19 protein-coding genes are annotated in these 16,457 nt (G+C 34.7%); 4 read left to right on the forward strand and 15 right to left on the reverse strand.

Annotation, left to right across the window (positions count from 1 at the left end):
* Positions 1-47: 47 nt before the first annotated feature.
* From EW15_RS02540 to fabG, 3 genes are all read right to left on the reverse strand, one after another.
* On the reverse strand, positions 48-2,021 hold the full coding sequence (locus tag EW15_RS02540; protein WP_038651513.1) for a carbamoyltransferase C-terminal domain-containing protein: 1,974 nt from the start codon (positions 2,019-2,021) through the stop codon (positions 48-50).
* A gap of 3 nt (positions 2,022-2,024) precedes the next feature.
* The gene (locus EW15_RS02545; protein WP_052041155.1) at positions 2,025-2,708 is read right to left on the reverse strand and encodes a tetratricopeptide repeat protein; all 684 of its coding nucleotides are present in this window, start codon (positions 2,706-2,708) and stop codon (positions 2,025-2,027) included.
* A gap of 119 nt (positions 2,709-2,827) precedes the next feature.
* Positions 2,828-3,580, reverse strand: coding sequence for a 3-oxoacyl-[acyl-carrier-protein] reductase (gene fabG / locus EW15_RS02550; protein ID WP_038651516.1), 753 nt, complete (start codon positions 3,578-3,580; stop codon positions 2,828-2,830).
* 159 nt (positions 3,581-3,739) lie between these two features.
* On the opposite strand from fabG, the gene ispD reads away from it, so the two are divergent.
* Entirely contained in the window at positions 3,740-4,417 is a 678-nt protein-coding gene (gene ispD / locus EW15_RS02555) for a 2-C-methyl-D-erythritol 4-phosphate cytidylyltransferase (protein WP_038651517.1), read from the forward strand.
* Here the strand turns inward: ispD and EW15_RS02560 are convergent.
* Both EW15_RS02560 and EW15_RS02565 read right to left on the reverse strand, forming a co-directional pair.
* A complete protein-coding gene (locus EW15_RS02560; protein ID WP_038651520.1) occupies positions 4,401-5,276 on the reverse strand; it encodes an LD-carboxypeptidase in 876 nt (291 codons plus the stop codon). The genes ispD and EW15_RS02560 overlap by 17 nt on opposite strands.
* A 25-nt stretch (positions 5,277-5,301) precedes the next feature.
* Positions 5,302-6,192, reverse strand: a complete 891-nt coding sequence (locus EW15_RS02565) for a 4-hydroxybenzoate polyprenyltransferase (RefSeq protein ID WP_225866594.1) — start codon at positions 6,190-6,192, stop codon at positions 5,302-5,304.
* Between the two features lie 85 nt (positions 6,193-6,277).
* Between EW15_RS02565 and EW15_RS02570 the strand changes: the two genes are divergently transcribed.
* Positions 6,278-7,912 carry a Ppx/GppA phosphatase family protein gene (locus EW15_RS02570; protein WP_038651527.1) on the forward strand — a complete coding sequence of 545 codons (1,635 nt, stop codon included), beginning with the start codon at positions 6,278-6,280 and terminating at the stop codon, positions 7,910-7,912.
* On the opposite strand, the gene EW15_RS02575 is transcribed toward EW15_RS02570, so the two are convergent.
* The 5 genes from EW15_RS02575 to petC all read right to left on the reverse strand — a co-directional run bounded on the left by EW15_RS02575 (position 7,909) and on the right by petC (position 11,708).
* A complete protein-coding gene (locus EW15_RS02575; RefSeq protein WP_038651530.1) occupies positions 7,909-8,406 on the reverse strand; it encodes a RodZ family helix-turn-helix domain-containing protein in 498 nt (165 codons plus the stop codon). The genes EW15_RS02570 and EW15_RS02575 overlap by 4 nt on opposite strands.
* Positions 8,407-8,524: 118 nt before the next feature.
* Positions 8,525-9,277 (reverse strand): precorrin-4 C(11)-methyltransferase, encoded by a 753-nt coding sequence (gene cobM, locus EW15_RS02580; RefSeq protein WP_038651533.1) that lies wholly within the window; start codon positions 9,275-9,277, stop codon positions 8,525-8,527.
* Positions 9,274-10,185 (reverse strand): prolipoprotein diacylglyceryl transferase, encoded by a 912-nt coding sequence (lgt, locus tag EW15_RS02585; RefSeq protein WP_038651536.1) that lies wholly within the window; start codon positions 10,183-10,185, stop codon positions 9,274-9,276. The genes cobM and lgt overlap by 4 nt, the downstream gene beginning before the upstream one ends.
* Positions 10,186-10,198: 13 nt before the next feature.
* Positions 10,199-11,131 (reverse strand): cytochrome f, encoded by a 933-nt coding sequence (gene petA, locus EW15_RS02590; RefSeq protein WP_225866595.1) that lies wholly within the window; start codon positions 11,129-11,131, stop codon positions 10,199-10,201.
* A gap of 40 nt (positions 11,132-11,171) precedes the next feature.
* Positions 11,172-11,708: a cytochrome b6-f complex iron-sulfur subunit gene (gene petC, locus EW15_RS02595; protein WP_011294427.1), complete on the reverse strand. Its 537-nt coding sequence runs from the start codon at positions 11,706-11,708 to the stop codon at positions 11,172-11,174.
* Between the two features lie 83 nt (positions 11,709-11,791).
* Here petC and EW15_RS02600 point away from each other — a divergent pair, with 83 nt between their 5' ends.
* Positions 11,792-12,154, forward strand: a complete 363-nt coding sequence (locus EW15_RS02600) for a DUF3067 family protein (protein WP_038651542.1) — start codon at positions 11,792-11,794, stop codon at positions 12,152-12,154.
* Here EW15_RS02600 and tatC read toward each other — a convergent pair.
* The 3 genes from tatC to EW15_RS02615 form a co-directional block, all read right to left on the reverse strand.
* Positions 12,120-12,839: a twin-arginine translocase subunit TatC gene (gene tatC, locus EW15_RS02605; RefSeq protein ID WP_038651545.1), complete on the reverse strand. Its 720-nt coding sequence runs from the start codon at positions 12,837-12,839 to the stop codon at positions 12,120-12,122. The genes EW15_RS02600 and tatC overlap by 35 nt on opposite strands.
* Before the next feature lie 231 nt (positions 12,840-13,070).
* Positions 13,071-13,322, reverse strand: coding sequence for a hypothetical protein (locus EW15_RS02610; RefSeq protein WP_011294430.1), 252 nt, complete (start codon positions 13,320-13,322; stop codon positions 13,071-13,073).
* A gap of 41 nt (positions 13,323-13,363) precedes the next feature.
* Complete coding sequence (locus tag EW15_RS02615) at positions 13,364-15,067, reverse strand: NFACT RNA binding domain-containing protein (protein WP_038651548.1); 1,704 nt, start codon at positions 15,065-15,067, stop codon at positions 13,364-13,366.
* A 68-nt stretch (positions 15,068-15,135) separates the two neighbouring features.
* On the opposite strand from EW15_RS02615, the gene gmk reads away from it, so the two are divergent.
* Positions 15,136-15,696 carry a guanylate kinase gene (gmk, locus tag EW15_RS02620; RefSeq protein WP_038651551.1) on the forward strand — a complete coding sequence of 187 codons (561 nt, stop codon included), beginning with the start codon at positions 15,136-15,138 and terminating at the stop codon, positions 15,694-15,696.
* A 22-nt stretch (positions 15,697-15,718) separates the two neighbouring features.
* On the opposite strand, the gene psaJ is transcribed toward gmk, so the two are convergent.
* Positions 15,719-15,856, reverse strand: a complete 138-nt coding sequence (gene psaJ, locus EW15_RS02625) for a photosystem I reaction center subunit IX (RefSeq protein WP_038651554.1) — start codon at positions 15,854-15,856, stop codon at positions 15,719-15,721.
* Positions 15,857-15,896: 40 nt separating this feature from the next.
* Complete coding sequence (locus EW15_RS02630) at positions 15,897-16,454, reverse strand: photosystem I reaction center subunit III (RefSeq protein ID WP_038651557.1); 558 nt, start codon at positions 16,452-16,454, stop codon at positions 15,897-15,899.
* Positions 16,455-16,457: the final 3 nt, after the last annotated feature.

Genomic DNA, 16,457 nt, shown 5'->3' on the forward strand with positions numbered 1-16,457 from the left:
TGAATTTATAGTAAGTACTCATTTCGTTATATAATTTTTATATCTGTTTATTTTCTGGTTATTTTTTTTCCATTTAGATAAAGTACATCAAGTTTTGTAGTTACAAGGAAATTAATAGCTTCTGCAGGTTTCTCAACAATAGGTTCTTTCGGACCATTAAATGATGTATTAAGTACAACTGAACATCCTGATAGTTCTTTAAATTTCTTAAGTATTAAAAATAGTCCACCTGTTTCCACTGTAACAGTTTGAACCCGTGCAGAACCGTCGACATGAGTAATTGCAGGCAGATTATTTTTTAGAACTTGACCAGTGAAAAGCATAAATGGAGACTCATTTTGCAACCCACTAAAGTACATATCAACATCTTCTTTCAAAACTGCAGGTGCGAAAGGACGCCATTTTTCTCTTTGTTTTAACTCATTCATGCGTTTCCAATTTTCAGAGTAAGTGGGATTGCTCAATAGTGAACGATGTCCCAGAGCACGAGGTCCTATTTCGCTGCGACCTTCAAACCAAGCGATGATTTTATTTTCATGAAGGTCTATCGCTGCTGATTGTTCACAATTAATATTGTCTTCGATATTTATTTGATCTTGAAAGCTTTTAATTGCTTCATTAATACTATTTTTACTATTTTTTAAACCAAGATAAGGAAGAGATAAATATGATTTATTTGAAATTTCTAGACTAGGGTTGTCTAGTACATGGTGATAAGCATATTGAGCTCCTCCCAAAGATAATCCACTGTCATCACAAAAAGGAGGAATATAGATATTTTTAAAAGCACTTTCTTTAAATAAAAGTGAATTGGCAGGGCAATTTAGTCCTGTACCACCTGCATAGCAAATAGTATCAATATCAATTTCGTTGTTAAGACAAATATTTGAAATACTTTCGACTGTTTGTAATAAAGTTCTTTCGAAAAGTTTTTGAGTACTAGCTGCAATGTCAATGCATATAGGTTCAAGAATTCGGTTACAATTTCCTATTGGATCGAGATCGTATCCCATTGATTTAGCTAATTTTATGCAATTTTTTAGCCAACTTTTTCTTAAATTTTTTATACCTCTGAAACGCAGGTCGTAAGTATTACCAACCATGTCTTCATTGAAAAAAATAGGTTTACCATAAGGGGCTAGACCCATCAATTTCCCAGCTGCTCCAAAATAGTCAAACCCTAAGAAATTTCCAACTCGAATATATAAATCACCAATAGTAAGATGATGTGGAAAAATAGGAAGAATTTTATTTGATTCTCCATAAAAAATCATTCCGTTAAGAGGACCAGTTTCTAGCAATCCTCCATCATGAGTGAGAATTATAGAATTCTTAGATGTACAGTTATAAAAAGCAGATGCAGCATGAGCAGCATGATGTTGAATAGCAACGCCAGGTATGCTTCTCCCCTTTAAAGTAACTCTTAGGGGAAAGTGAAAAAGAGATTCTGATTTTTCTTTTTCATTTAATAAATTTTTAATCTTTAAATCAGAAATATCTTTTAAACCCATTTCTTGTTTCCAAAAATTAAGTTCAGCAAAATCTCTCAATGATTTTTTTATGCCTAAGTCCTCTTTTTTTACTTTCTTATACTCAGGAAATTGATTTTTATAACTTCTTGATGCTACTAAATCATCACAATAAACATTATTAATTATGGAACCACCCAAACGAGTATTAAAATTATTATTATTTTCATTGAAATTCTCATTATAAAGAATTGATTTTATTTTCTTGTTAGGGTGCTCTCCATATTCAATTTGTAATTCTTTAGGTCGATCAACCACTACAAGTTCATAAGCTTGAGTAGAAGTAATAGCAATCATATCAATATCTTCTATTTCTAATTCTGCATTTAATAAGGATTCCTCAATATGTGAAACATTAATTCCAAATGAATGCTTTGCTCTGTTGTATCTTTCTCTAATTAAATTACATTTAGGAATACCATTCACTAATATAGCAATACCGGCATCATGCCCAAAATGAAGTCCTAAAATTACAGTTTTATTATTTTTCATTAGCTAATTAAGGTCTTTTAAAATTCTTCCAAGTAAGGAATATGCATCGACAAAGTCAGGATTAAGTTGTATCGCTTTACGAGTAGATAATTCGGCCTCTTTTAATTTACCAAGATCTTTTAATATCTTACCTAAGCTGGCATGGGCTTCGGCTAAATCAGGTTTAAGTTCAATAAATTTTCTTATTGATAATTCAGCTTCTTTTAATTTACCTAGACTTTTTAATATATTTCCAAGATTGTAATAAGCCTTTGTGAAATTTGGATTAAGTTTTATTGCTTTTTTATGCATAAACTCTGCTTCTTTTAACTTTGATAGTTCTTGTAAAATATTTCCAAGATTGAAATAATACATAGCATTATTGGGATTATGTTCAATTGCCTTACGTGTAAAAAATTCTGCTTCACTTGAGTTCCCACGACTTTTTAAAATTGCTCCATAATTAGAAAAAACTCTGTGATCATTAAATCCTTGATTTATACAATATTGATAATACTTTGCTGCTTCTGAAATGTTGCCTTGTGAATGAAAGTTTAGTGCTTGATTAATTATTTGAGCGGGAGAAGGCTTATTAGATTTATTGCTATTGATAGTAAAAATTTCTGCGGTTTCACCTAAAGTAATTTGAACTGGGATGATGTTCAATTTAGATACTTCTTTTTTCTGATCTGCTTTTCTCTCAGTCACATCTATTTTTTGAAAGGATCAATTAGTTGACATTATAGCTTGAACCTAAGTTATAACTTTCAAAGAAATTATCGATTCAATTTTATAGCTGGATTGTCAGCAGTTGGCGAACTAGTTGGTTAACTCATAACCATTCCACCATCAACTTGAATTACCTGACCGGTTATGTAAGAAGCGGAAGGATCTGCTGCTAAAAACCTCACTGTTCCTGCAACATCTTCAGGGTTCCCGAATCGTCCAAGCGGTATTGCAGAAAGGATTGATTCACTGTTCAGATCTTTTGTCATATCAGTTGAAATAAAACCAGGAGCAACTGCATTTACAGTGATCCCTCTGCTCGCAAATTCTTTTGCAGCACTTTGTGTGAGACCTACCACTCCTGCCTTGGCTGCAGAATAATTTGCTTGCCCTGGGTTGCCCATTAACCCAACTACAGACGTTATGTTGATAATTCTTCCTTTTCTTTGCTTCAACATCTGCCTTGATACAGCTCTTGTGCAATAAAAAACACCACTCAAGTTAAGGTCTAAAACTTTTTGCCAATCGTCTGTTTTCATTCTCATTAAAAGGCCATCTTTAGTTATCCCTGCGTTGTTGACCAGAACATCAATTTTATTATTTTTCTCCAATACTGTTTTTATTAATTCATTTACCGAGTTTTCACTAGAAATATCAGCTTGAAGGGGGTATCCCTTTCCTCCAAAGGAGTTTATTTCTGATACGACTTTATTTGCATTCTCCAAAGATGAAGAATAATTGATGATTACTTCTGCTCCTTCCTTCGCTAGCAAAATCGCAATTGCCTTACCAATCCCCCTGCTTGCGCCAGTTACAAGCGCAGTCTGACCTTCAAGTAATTTTGATAATGTCATAATCTTATGATTTTAAAATCCTTAGAATGGGATGCTTATTTTATTTAACTTACTATTGAGCTACTTGCTTTTTGAAAAGACTTTAAGCTAGACCAGTAAAAATAGTTATTTTTACCGGTGGAATATATTGAATAAATAATCAATGAAGGGGGATCAGTTTTGCATTTGTTAATTGCGGCTGCAGGGAGTGGAAGTCGAATGGGTGCTGATAGAAATAAACTCCTTTTGAAGGTTGCAGGTAAGACGGTTTTAGAGTGGACTTTGAAAGCAGCTTTCGAGGCTAAAACAATTTCTTGGATTGGAATTATTGGACAACCCAAAGATAAAGACTCCATTTGTTCAATCCTTGATAACTCAGTAAAGTCAGTTCAATGGATCAATGGAGGATGCACTAGACAGCAGTCAGTTCAACTGGGATTGGCGGCCCTTCCGTATAGTGCTAAGTCTGTGATGATTCATGATGGGGCAAGATGCTTGGTGAGACCATTCGTTTTTGATGAAATCTCAAAGATTGTTTCCAAGGGGCAATCTGTTATTGCTGCGGCACAGGTAACTGACACCATAAAGAAGGTTGATAAAGATGGTGAGATTATTGAGAGCCCTCCTCGCTCAGATTTATGGGCGGCACAAACACCTCAAGGTTTTCCAGTGAATAAACTGAAGCATGCTCACAGTGAAGCAATCGCCAAAGGATGGAATGTAACCGATGATGCATCCTTGTTTGAACGTTTGGGATTGCCAGTGAAAATATATGATGCAGGCCCTTCAAATATTAAAGTGACAACTCCATTTGATCTCGTAATTGCAGAGTCTCTATTATCTAGTTTAAAAGACTAAGACTTCCTTTATCGCCATTCAAGATAGCTTGACTACCTAGTGGAAGTGATGCATTGCCACAACAATGTCCAATGGGCAGACTTGAAACAATTGGAATTTTAAGGTCTTGTGTTCGATCTTTGAAAATATCAATAAGCTTAAACGTCTTTGTTTCGTCGACGTTCTTCTCATTATCACAACCTATAAACGAGCCAAAACCTAGGCCAGATAGCTGTTGTAGAATTCCAGCTAATCTTAAGTGAGTTAGCATCCTGTCAATCCTGTACGGAGCTTCTCCAATATCTTCGATGATTAAAATGGATTTTTTGAAATTTGGAAGATGTTCAGTCCCAATTAAGTGAGTCAGGACAGTTAGGTTGCCAACTATTAGAGGCCCCTTTGAGATCCCGCCTCCCCACGGGTCTCCATAAATATCTGGTACATAGTTGCCAAACAAAATTGATTTAAGCCTATCTTTGCTCCAATCTGGTTCGGAACCTAATGTTGTAATTAGTGGACCATGAACGCCTCCTTGAAATCCACCGGCTAGACGTGCAAGAAGTATGGAAGTCAAATCAGAGAAGCCAATCATCCAACCTTCTTTCCATGGTTGTTTTTTTTCTAGCAGTCTTGCCGATCCCCACCCACCTCTAGCAAAAGCCAAAAGAGGGTAATGATTGTTTGAGTGTAATTCATTAAATCTAACTTCATCACTACCTGCTAGATAACCCCATGACCTATCTATTTCATTGATATGGTTACATATTAATCCCCACTCCTGAAGGACTTTGATCCCAGAGTGAAGATCTTCTTTTTGGGTTATTGGCGAACTTGCCGCAACTATGTGGAAAAGATCGCCTTTCTTTATGGGCTCCGTCATCTGCGAAACTTTATTAGTATATTAATTAATTAATCTTGCTGAAGATCATGCCAAGAAGTAATAAACTTCCAAGCCTAACTTGATTGCTGAAATGCAAACCTGAAGTCTTAATACATTTTGATTTTGAACTTAATAAAAAAACCTCTCTTTGCATTCCTAAAGTAGTTATCAACCAAAAAGGCCAATATATTAATCCCAAATCTGCTTTAAAGGCAGCAAGACCTAGAAAAAAACAAGTTAAAGAATAGCAAAAAGAAACTGTTTTTATTGACTTTCTTCCGAGACTGATCGCACTGCTATTTAGACCAATTAGTTTGTCTTCTCTTTCATCTGCCATTGCATAAACAGTATCAAAGCCGAAAGTCCAGAAAATAGTTGCAAGCCAACAAAATATCAATGTTAGTCCTCCTGCTAAAGAAGATTGACTTGCTGCCCAAGGTATTAGAACTGAAAACCCCCAGCAAATAGAAAGAATAAGTTGGGGATATTTAAACCATCTTTTCGCTGATGGATATAAGAAAATAAAAGGTAATGATAAGGATGCAAGTAGAAGGCATAAATTTCTACTTTCTTGTGGGATTGAAAGAACTATAAATAGACTTAAGAACAACATTAAAATTAGCAGTATCCATGCAGACTTTAGAGAAACTTTGCCATTAGCTAATGGTCTCTCTTTTGTTCTCAATACCTTCTTGTCAAACTTTCTGTCCCAAATATCATTAGCAATACATCCTGCACCACTTACAAATAATCCACCTGAAATTATTATTCCCAACAAAAATAGAGAAGGAGGGGCTGTAGGAGTTAGCCAAAGAGACCACCCGGCGGGGATGAAAAGTATCAATCTTCCACTGGGTTTGTTCCATCTAAGAAGTTGAAGATAATATCCCATTTTGTGGGTAAGAAGATTATTCACTAAAATTCAGATTGATAATGATTTTTAAGGTCTTCTCAATGGGGTACTGAGGGTGTCAGAGTATTGAGGTTAAACCTACTCATTCATGTTAGGTGACTCAATAAATAATTCCTCTGAAAGGAATTTTATTGAATTGGATCTTGGGGAAAATCAAGATGCTGAGTTATGCCGTGTGGCAACAATTGATATTGGCACCAACTCAACTCATTTGTTAATTGCAAAGCTTGAGCGAAAATTAAATACTTTTAGTATTGAACTGGCAGAAAAATCTACGACAAGACTAGGAGAAAGAGATCCTCAGACGGGAGAACTTACTTCCCTTGCTATGAATAGGGCTTTTTCAACATTAACGAGGTTTAAGGATTTATCTGAAAGTTATAAAGTTGAAAGCCTTATTATTGCCGCTACAAGTGCGGTTAGAGAAGCACCAAATGGAAAAAAATTTATTTCTGAAATAAAAAAGAAGATAGGCTTAGATGTTGAATTGATAAGCGGAGCGGAAGAGGCAAGATTGATTTATCTAGGTGTACTTTCAGGGATGCAATTTGAAAATAAACCTCATCTTGTTCTTGATATTGGAGGAGGTTCTACAGAATTAATCCTTGCTGATAGTGCTGAGGCACGAGCATTAACAAGTACAAAGATTGGAGCAGTAAGATTACAAAGAGAATTTATTAAAAAAGATCCAATATCCTCTCAGACTGAATTATTTTTAAGGTCATTCATCAGAGGCTCTATGGAGTCTGCAATTGACAAAGTATCTAAGAGGATTGAAGTAGGTGAAACTCCAGTTTTGGTTGCAACTAGTGGAACTGCTATGGCTATCGGTGCATTACTAGCTAACAAAGAAAATCATATTCAATCAAAATTACAAGGATATAAAATTCAAAAAAATAATTTAGATGTAATTATTAGTCAGTTAATAAAAATGACACCTTCTGAACGAAGTCAATTATCCTCATTAAGTGAAAGAAGATCTGAAATTATTGTCCCTGGAGCTTTGATTCTACAAACTATAATGACAATGGTTAATGTTAATGAAATTATTTTAAGTGAGAGAGCTCTTCGAGAAGGACTAGTTGTTGATTGGATGTGTCGAAATAATTATTTAAAAGATCAGTTGAGCTTTCAAGGATCAATAAGAGAAAGAACAGTTATTCATCAATCGAAAAGATTTGGTGTTAACTCAAAACGATCAAAAAAGGTATCAGAATTTGCCCTTACTTTCTATGATCAGACAAGGGGGACTTTACATAATGATAATGGTGAAGGTAGAGATCTTTTGTGGGCAGCAGCCAAACTTTATGCTTGTGGAAAACATATCAATATAAGTGCCTATCACAAGCATTCCTGGTATTTAATTAGACATGGAGAGCTATTAGGGTATTCCCAAAGTGAGCATTTAATGGTCGCTGCTATAGCAAGGTATCACAGGAAAAGTCTTCCAAAAAAAAGACATGAATCTTGGCAATTATTGGTTGATGAAAGTCAAAGAAGCTTGGTTTCTGACATGTCTTTACTTCTTCGCTTAGCATGCTCTTTAGATAGAAGGCCAGAACCTTTGATATCAAAGATAGTTGTTGAAGCTCATAATAGAAAAGTTAACATAGAACTGATTCCTAATGACTTAGGCCAAAACTTAGATCTTGAGAAATGGAGCTTAACTAAGGCGATTTTACTAATTAAGAAAATTAAGCATGTTGATATTAATATCCTTTAAGAAAATATCTTTTTGTCTAATAAAAAGATATCACTTTGCTGTGGATTAATCGAATCATTTTGAACTCCTTGAATATAATTTAATACCATAACTGAAGTAAATAATCCTAAAGCACCTGATAAAATTACTAAACTAACTGGATTGAAATTTCTATTTTCCCTGGTATTTTTTTTCTTAATTACAGGATTAGATTTAGGCTCATTATTTTTCTTTTCATAAAGTTCTTCAAGAATAAAACTTGTATCTAAGTTCAACTTCTCGGCTATTCTTCGAACCATTGCTCTAATGAAAACTTTTTCAGGAAGTGATTTTTCATCTCCTGATTCAAGTGCAATCAGTTGTTCTTTACCAATTCTAAGAGAAGAAGATAGATCCTCTACTGAAAGATTTCTGCCTTGTCTGGCTTCTCTGAGAAACTCACCAACAGTTTGTAATGGAGGTTGTTTATTTGCGACATGAGTTCTATCGCTTTTCCTTTCTTCACTTTTTTCCAATTAAACACCTTTTGGGTATTAAATTTATTCTAAAGGCTCTGTAAAGAGGTTTGTCTCTAAAAGATAATTTGTCTCTGATTTAAATAATTTTTAAAATATATTCCAAAATTTTTTCTATTTAACTAGACCTAAATAAATGTGAATGAGTGGGACTATAAAGTTTTGATCTATTATTCCCGATCTTTAATGTTGGACTAATTATATATAATGTTGTTCTGATTAAATTTTGTTCTCGAGATGTTTTCGCCATCTCAGCCAAAGGTATAACTTTTATCCATTCGTCTGGCCAAGTTACTCTATATGCAATTGCTACTGGTGTATTTGCAGGATAATACTTGATAAGTATTGATTGCACTTCTTCCACATGTCTTGCACTTAGGTAAAGGCATAAAGAAGATTGAATAGATGCTAGCTTTTGAAGACTCTCCTTCTCTGGTTTGCCGGTCCTCCCATCAGCTCTGCTTAGTATTATTGTTTGGGTTAAATCTGGAATAGTTAGTTCGAATCCTAAAGTTGCTGCTGTTGCTTGATAAGCACTTACTCCCGGAACTACTTCTACCTCAATCCCTTCATCATTTAATCTACAAATTTGTTCTGATACGGCTCCATATAAGCAAGGATCACCATCATGGAGACGAACAATTTTTTTACCTTCCTTGTGCCTTTTAATTAAGATTAAAAGGATCTCTTCTAGAGTTAATGAACTTGTCTTTATCTTTTCACAATTATCTTTAACAAGTTTTGTTATTTGAGTAGGAATGAGAGAGTCTGTCCAAACAAGAACATCGGCTGATTTTAGTCTTTGTTGAGCTCTTATTGTCATTAGGTCTAAAGCGCCTGGACCTGCTCCTACAATTGAAATCTGATTCATTGATTTCTCCCATTAATTAAGGAAGGATCTGGGAGTGCTTTTTTAGAAATATAAATTCTCCATATTCCTAATGAACCTGCACTAATTAAAAATAAGCTAATTAATTGAGCGATTCGTAGTCCTCCTTCACAAAAAGGTGGAACCCCACCTAAGCAGAGAGGATCAGTTCTTAAGGCTTCTATCCACAATCTGCCTAAGCTGTAAGTGATTAAATACAAGCAACTTAAACTACCGGGCGGTAGCTTAAGTTCTCTTTTATTTGCCTTTCTAAAAAGAAATATCAGTATGCCAAAAACAAAAATATTCCATATTGATTCGTAAAGAAAGGTAGGATGAAAATAATCTTGTGTTGAGAATATTTCAGGTCTAAATCTATAAGGTATAAATAATTTCCAAGGTAAATTTGTAGGTATACCAAAAGCTTCATTATTAAAAAAATTTCCCCATCTACCTATTGCTTGGCCTAATGCAACTGAGGGGACTAAAACATCAATAACATCCCAGAAAGGTTCTTTTCTCCACCGGCAAAAAAATATAATGGATAATGTACCCAGTATCAGTGCCCCATGAATTGCAATTCCTCCTCCCCAAATTTCTAGCACACTGGGAATAGGAATATTTAAGTTCAGGAAATTAATAGAACTCCAGAAGTTTTTGCCAGTGTAATTTCTCCATTCAAATGCAACATAATAAATTCTTGCACCAATCACAGATGCCAAAACTAAAATAGGAAGTAAATCATTAATAAGGCTTTTTTTTAATCCTTTTTTTAAGGCCAAATCACCTGATAAATTTAGACCTAATAAAACGGAAACAGCTATCAGCAATCCATACCACCTTAATGAAAAAGGCCCCAATTGAAACAACTCAGGCCCAGGTGATCTAAGCGCTAAAAAAATATGTTCCATCAACTATTTGAATTTATATTCCTTCTGCAGCTTGAACTTTTTCTACTTGTTTCTTTTTAAGAACTAGCATTATTTGGGATAAGCCAACTCCAATAAAGAAAATTATCATTCCAATAACTCTTGCTTTACTCTGTAAAACTATTTCTTTGTCAAGTTGACCAAAACCTCCAACATTGGGATCTTCAGTTAATTTTGCACCTTTCTCAATAGTGTCACCTTCTTTTATTAATAATGAAGTCCCAGCAGGAAGATTTTCAGTAAAACTTTCTCCTTCTTCATTGTTTAGATTAATTATTTGTGTTCCATCTTCTTTAGTTTCTATTGAAGTTATGGTCCCTGAATTTGTTGCAGTAAACAAATTGTTATTGCTCTTCTCTCCGGTCGGATAAACTTGACCTCTTCCTCTATTACCTCCTACATGAATTGAATACTTTCCAAAATTATAATTGCTGTCTTTTCTTGGATCAGGTGATAATACAGGGAATACAATCTCTCTATTTTGATCCCCTGGTAAAGGACCTACTAAAATAATATTTTCTTGTTCCTCGCTGTATTGGGTGAAGTAGACACCTTGTGTCTCTTCTTTTATTTCATCTGTCCATCTTTCTTGAGGAGCAAGTTTAAATCCATCTGGAAGCATTACAACAGCTCCAACTTGGAGAGGAACTTTGCTTCCATCAGCTCCTATCTCTTGTAAGTCCTTTTTGTATGGTATCTCTACGACTGTTTTGAAAACACTATCAGCAGCAACTGCCTGAGGCACTTCAGCTCTTGTTGGCATACTAGCGACATGACAATTAGCACAAACAATTTTTCCAGTTGCCTCTCTAGGATTTTCAAATTTTTGTTGAGCCCAAAATGGGTAGGCCCAAGTTGGTTGAGGAATTAAAAAGATTGAAAATCCAATAAAAACTGAAAAGATAAGAAGTTTTAATGAACGACTCATGGTTTTAGAAATGGTATAAAAGTTTTTTTTCATTTATTGATCATCCCCACCAAGGATCAGTACCAGTTCGAAAATCAGTTTCTGTCCACTGACTTACTAGAACTTGATCATCCTCAATTGAGACATGAGCTATAGCTAGAGATAGAGGGGCTGGTCCTCTAACAACTTTTCCTGTGGAATCGTATTGACTTCCATGACATGGACACATGTATTTATTTGCTCCGCTATTCCATGGCACTACACAACCAAGGTGAGTACAAATCGCATTGATTCCGTAACTAGTAATTGCATCCTCGCCTTCAACTATTAGGTAGGTTGGATCACCTTTGAGTCCTTGGACCAAACTCCTATCTCCAACTGGATGGGTTGATAGCCAACCACTTGCACTTACATTGTTTCCTAACTCATCTTTTGCATTTGTTCCACCACCACCACCACCAGCCCTATATGGAGTGAAGTATTGGGCTACTGGATATAACGCTCCTAAAGCAACCCCTGTAACTGTTCCAAAGGTAAGTAGATTCATGAACTGCCTTCTGCCCATTGAGGGCACATCTGCAGTTGTCATTTGTGTCATTACAGACGTTCACCTATGTATAGATATTAGACCAGAATGGACACATAAAGGGTTATTAATCTCTGCCAAGACTAGGTTTTGAAATGAGTTTTGAATTTAACGAGTCAAATTCTGGTCGTTTCTCTTCTTCAATTCCATTGGAATCAGAAGAAGTAATGGACTGCTTAAGAAGACGCTGGGGTGTAACGTATGATTTGCGATTGTTAATAAAAAGAGACCAGATATATTTGCAAATGATGTGGGGATTTTTAGAACAACAGTCTTTTCCAATTGATGAAGAGACTTTTAAAGAAAATTTAAATCGAACCTTAGAAATAATTAACCGTGCAGGCCTATCAAGTTTTGTTAGAAATTGGCTTGAAAATGTTCAAGCTAGACCAAGACTAGGTAAGGCGCTTACATTGGCTTTCCCTAGGGATCAAAGGATGGACGAATTTGTCCTTTGAGATTTGTTGTTAAGGCAACTAAACCAATCCCAACAAAAAACAATAAAGTTATCGATGCTGATAAAAGAAGCATCGTTATTGGATCGGTTGATGGAGTTAAAACAGCTCCTGCAATGGCTGAGGCCATCACTACCAATCTCCACGCAGATAACATCTTTTTCCAAGAAATTATTTCAAAGAAACCTAAAATTAATTGAAGTATTGGTAATTGGAAGGCTAAACCAGTCGAAAGCATTAGTAGAAGGACAAAATCTAAATATTTTTCTATTGACCACAATGGTTCAACCACATCGGCACCATAATTTATTAGAAATCCCAAGGCTGCAGGTATCAAAGCCTTCCAAGCAAAGAAAATTCCTAAGAAAAATAAAATTGCTGAACCTGCCACTGATGGTGCTATTAAAAGCTTCTCTTTTTTTGTTAGACCAGGAAGGATGAACTTTAAAAATTGGTAAAGTATGAAAGGAAGAGAGAGAGTAAGCCCTCCATAACCTGCAACTTTTATTGAAGTAAATAAAAATTCACCGGGTGCCACTTGTAAAAATTGTATTTTGCCCGCTGGTATCTCTAATGTTTGTACAAGCTTCCTAACAAATAACAAACAAAAACCTGATGAAAGAAGAACTGCAATAAGACTTTTTAGGATCCTTTGACGAAGTTCTTCAAGATGATCAACCAAAGGCATCTCAAGAGGTTGAGTGGCCTCATATGAATTGGCTTTTTCCTTGATCCTTATTGGAGGAGGAGCTTTGAAAATATTTTCGTTTTTGTTGGAGCTATTCAGGTTGATTTAGCTTAATAGGCTTATTTTAGTAGGAAATTGAGTTTGTAAGTAGTAAATAAGAAATTTTGCTAGATATTTTATAAGTGATAAATAGATAAATTATTGATGATGCCTATGTATGAATGAAGTTTTTTACTTGTTTTTTGTTGGGTCAGGCAAAATAAAAGGAGGACAATCATTTAGTGAAGATTCACCATAACTAGCATATTCTTTATAACCACCCATTTTTCCGTTGGTTTTCATTAAAGCGCTTGTAAATGCTAATAAAAGAAATACTGTTGGAGCACCAATAATTAAAGCAGCACCAAATAAATATCCAATTAAAAACTCTGGAAAAGTGTGATTACCAAGAAACTCATGAGTTCCTAGCAAAAAGTCAATCATTTTAAACTGGTCTAATGAAGCTGATAGTAAGTCATTGAAGTTCACTTCTGGTGGAAATATTTCGCAGCTCTCTCAGCTTTTCCCCACAGGACCTTCCCACCCCTATGACTAACAGTGCCAGGTAAGGATCCTGATATCCTTTGTAGATTCTCAATTGGAACCATAATTATTGGTGTAAGTTTGTTGCCTCTCGCACGGCTAAAGAAAGAAGCAAGATCAGCAGCCAATTCAATATCTTTATTATCAAAAAGTCCATTGGATGATTTAAGTACGACATGGCTTCCAGGTGTCTCTTGGGCATGAAACCAAAGATCTCCTTTTTTTCCTTTCCTTAGACTAATTAATTCGTTTTGCCTATTGTTGGAACCTATTTGAATCTTTAGACCGCTAGGACTTTGAATCTCTTTTATAGTCGAAACCTGTTCATTTTTTCTATTTGATTTAAACTTCGATGAATTTTTTTTAATGCATATATATTCTTCTACTTCTTCTTTAAGTTCAATAATTGAATCTAGTTTATTTTTATTAGCCTCATTATCCTCATACATTAATGAATCAAGAAATAACTCACAATAGTCAATCTCAGATATTTTCTTTTTGTGAAATTCGACTCTATGCATGATTGACTCTCTAGATCTTTTTTTTCTTTTAGCTTCTTTGAATAGATTCTGAGCCTCAATTATTTGCTTCTTCGTTGGAGATTTTAAAGTAAGAATATTATTAGCTTTGCTTTGCATGGATATATATTCAGAAATATTTTTAATTAGTAAACTTTGCTCGTCTAGTTTTCTAATTTCATCATCTTTTGACTTTTGGAGATCATATTTTAATTTATCTCTAATAGAATTTATTTTCTTATCTATAATTTTATTTGAATAATATATGCCAAGTCTAAGACCAATTTGTGTATTCTCAACCCTTGATTTCACTTCTCCCCATACTATAAAATCAGTTGGTCCTTTGAAATTGATAGTATAATTATTATTCTCAATATCTACTAGCCACTTCTTCCATCTTTTATATATTGCCTCCCATGTATTTAATTCAATACTGGTTACTGATTGGTTAATTATATTAATTGCTTCATTGTAATCATTGCTTGCAATTTGTAATGTAAGAGCTGGACTTATTCCTTGATAAGTGTCTTTAAGACAATTCTTAAATGTTGATGGAACCAAGCATATATTCTCTTTCCATGAATGAAATGATTCAGAGAGGTTAGGAGCTAATCCTTTAAGGGCTGGAGGAGATTTGTAATTATCTCCAGTTCCTATTGGCCTTAGTCTTGAGTGGTTTTCTTTTATTTTTTTCCCAAGAGTAACTACTTTGTTTGATTTGTCTAAAAGTAAAATATTACTGTGTTTCCCCATTAACTCAACTACCAACTCTTTCTCAATTTCTTTACCAGGTCTGCTAGAGAATTTAAACTTAACTATTCTTTCAAAACCAGTTTGTTCTATTTTTACCAAAGCTAAATTGAATAATAAATGTTTTAGTTGTTTCGCTAATGTACTTTTTTCGCCATATCTTTTTGGAGGTTGTATTTGGACAATTCTTGGGGACTCGGCAAGCCAACTGATTTCAATCCATGTAAGTTTTTCAAGTGTTCTAAATCCTAATTGAAGAGTATGTGAATCAATTTGCTGTGCATTCTCAAATCTACTTGGAACGATGAGTTCGCAAAGTTCAAAAACAACCGCTTTGAGCGTTGTTAAGTCCATTATTTGAATTGGAACTTTGTTCATTTATCATCCTTTTAACTTTATAAATAATGGAATCAACCTTTATTAGGTAAATTCGATAGGATTTAATTATGTCGACTTTAGGAAATCTTACTGTTCTTACTGGCCCAAGTGGGGTTGGTAAAGGAACAATTGTTAGGAAAATCCTTGATAGCCATAGTGATGTATGGCTGTCTATTTCTGCCACTACTCGTAAACCAAGATTGGGGGAAATTGATGGGGAGCATTACTTTTTCTTAGACAAGAAAATTTTTCAAAACATAATAGATAATGAAGGTTTTCTTGAGTGGGCCTCATTCTCTAATAATTTTTATGGAACTCCCAAAAAAATAGTTAATGAAAAAATAAAAGAAGGAACTAATGTTCTTCTTGAAATTGAATTAGAGGGGGCTCGACAAATTCGAAAGTCTTTTCCTGAAGCATTGCAAATATTTATAGCACCACCAAATTTATCTGAACTTGAAAAAAGAATCAGAGGTAGGGGAACTGAAACTGAAGAATCTATTAGAGATCGCTTGGCAATAGCAAATAAGGAACTTATTGCGAAAAAAGAGTTTGACGCTGTAGTTGTTAATGAAGATATAGAAAAAGCCTTCAAAGAAATTGAAGGCTTAATGGGATTAAAAACTTAAATTTAATTAATAATTTGTATTTTTAAAAAGACATTGGATGAAAAAGCAAGTCTGGCACAAATCTATTAAATTCAACAATAATACCTGCTGTTAGAGTAATCCAAATAGCTGATACGACTGGGGCTGATCTAAACCATTTAGTACGAAATAATTGAAACATGATTGGAAAAGATTAAGTGATTTAAGGAATTAATAATTTTTTAGCCTCTTGGACCATTAAGGGAAACATTATTGTCTTTTTCCCTAAGCTCTCCATTTTTTCCCTCTCTATTAGCTTGTAGAGGCCAAGCGGCTCCTCTTTTTAAGCATTGCCAAGCCAGATCAGTGTCGATAATGATTTCATATTCTGCAGCGTTCTTTTTGCCTCTAACAGCTCTTACATATTCCCTTCCAGACCAACCAATAATACCTGCAATATAGATAAACATTACACCTGGAATCAGTAGATCTCCTTCATGACCTCTGTTAATCCATGCACCCCAAGGTTCAATAGGCGGTCCAATTATTAAGTGAGGTAGTCCATCATCTCCGCATAAGGCTTTGCTGTATCTTTCAAATCTTTTTATTGCCTGATCTGTTGAGGCTGTGCTTGCTCTTTCTTGGAAACGGGGATTATCAGCACAAGATACCAAAGCGGAAGCAGTGAAATCTGTAGGAGCTCTATCAGCGTTTAGTGCTGGGCCTGGTCTTGCATTAGCTATTGGAGCTATTCCTAAGAAAAGAAATGCTGAAAGTAAAATTGATAAAAGACGACTCATGAG

Source organism: Prochlorococcus sp. MIT 0801 (assembly GCF_000757865.1).
GTDB lineage: Bacteria > Cyanobacteriota > Cyanobacteriia > PCC-6307 > Cyanobiaceae > Prochlorococcus_B.

Excerpts from the sequence above, each read along its gene's own strand:
- EW15_RS02540 (WP_038651513.1), bottom strand. The coding sequence starts at position 2,021 with ATGAAAAATAATAAAACTGTAATTTTAGGACTTCATTTTGGGCATGAT.
- fabG (WP_038651516.1), bottom strand. The coding sequence starts at position 3,580 with ATGACATTATCAAAATTACTTGAAGGTCAGACTGCGCTTGTAACTGGC.
- EW15_RS02560 (WP_038651520.1), bottom strand. The coding sequence starts at position 5,276 with ATGACGGAGCCCATAAAGAAAGGCGATCTTTTCCACATAGTTGCGGCA.
- EW15_RS02570 (WP_038651527.1), top strand. The coding sequence starts at position 6,278 with ATGTTAGGTGACTCAATAAATAATTCCTCTGAAAGGAATTTTATTGAA.
- cobM (WP_038651533.1), bottom strand. The coding sequence starts at position 9,277 with ATGAATCAGATTTCAATTGTAGGAGCAGGTCCAGGCGCTTTAGACCTA.
- lgt (WP_038651536.1), bottom strand. The coding sequence starts at position 10,185 with ATGGAACATATTTTTTTAGCGCTTAGATCACCTGGGCCTGAGTTGTTT.
- petA (WP_225866595.1), bottom strand. The coding sequence starts at position 11,131 with ATGAGTCGTTCATTAAAACTTCTTATCTTTTCAGTTTTTATTGGATTT.
- petC (WP_011294427.1), bottom strand. The coding sequence starts at position 11,708 with ATGACACAAATGACAACTGCAGATGTGCCCTCAATGGGCAGAAGGCAG.
- EW15_RS02600 (WP_038651542.1), top strand. The coding sequence starts at position 11,792 with ATGAGTTTTGAATTTAACGAGTCAAATTCTGGTCGTTTCTCTTCTTCA.
- tatC (WP_038651545.1), bottom strand. The coding sequence starts at position 12,839 with ATGCCTTTGGTTGATCATCTTGAAGAACTTCGTCAAAGGATCCTAAAA.
- EW15_RS02610 (WP_011294430.1), bottom strand. The coding sequence starts at position 13,322 with ATGATTGACTTTTTGCTAGGAACTCATGAGTTTCTTGGTAATCACACT.
- EW15_RS02615 (WP_038651548.1), bottom strand. The coding sequence starts at position 15,067 with ATGAACAAAGTTCCAATTCAAATAATGGACTTAACAACGCTCAAAGCG.
- gmk (WP_038651551.1), top strand. The coding sequence starts at position 15,136 with ATGTCGACTTTAGGAAATCTTACTGTTCTTACTGGCCCAAGTGGGGTT.
- psaJ (WP_038651554.1), bottom strand. The coding sequence starts at position 15,856 with ATGTTTCAATTATTTCGTACTAAATGGTTTAGATCAGCCCCAGTCGTA.
- EW15_RS02630 (WP_038651557.1), bottom strand. The coding sequence starts at position 16,454 with ATGAGTCGTCTTTTATCAATTTTACTTTCAGCATTTCTTTTCTTAGGA.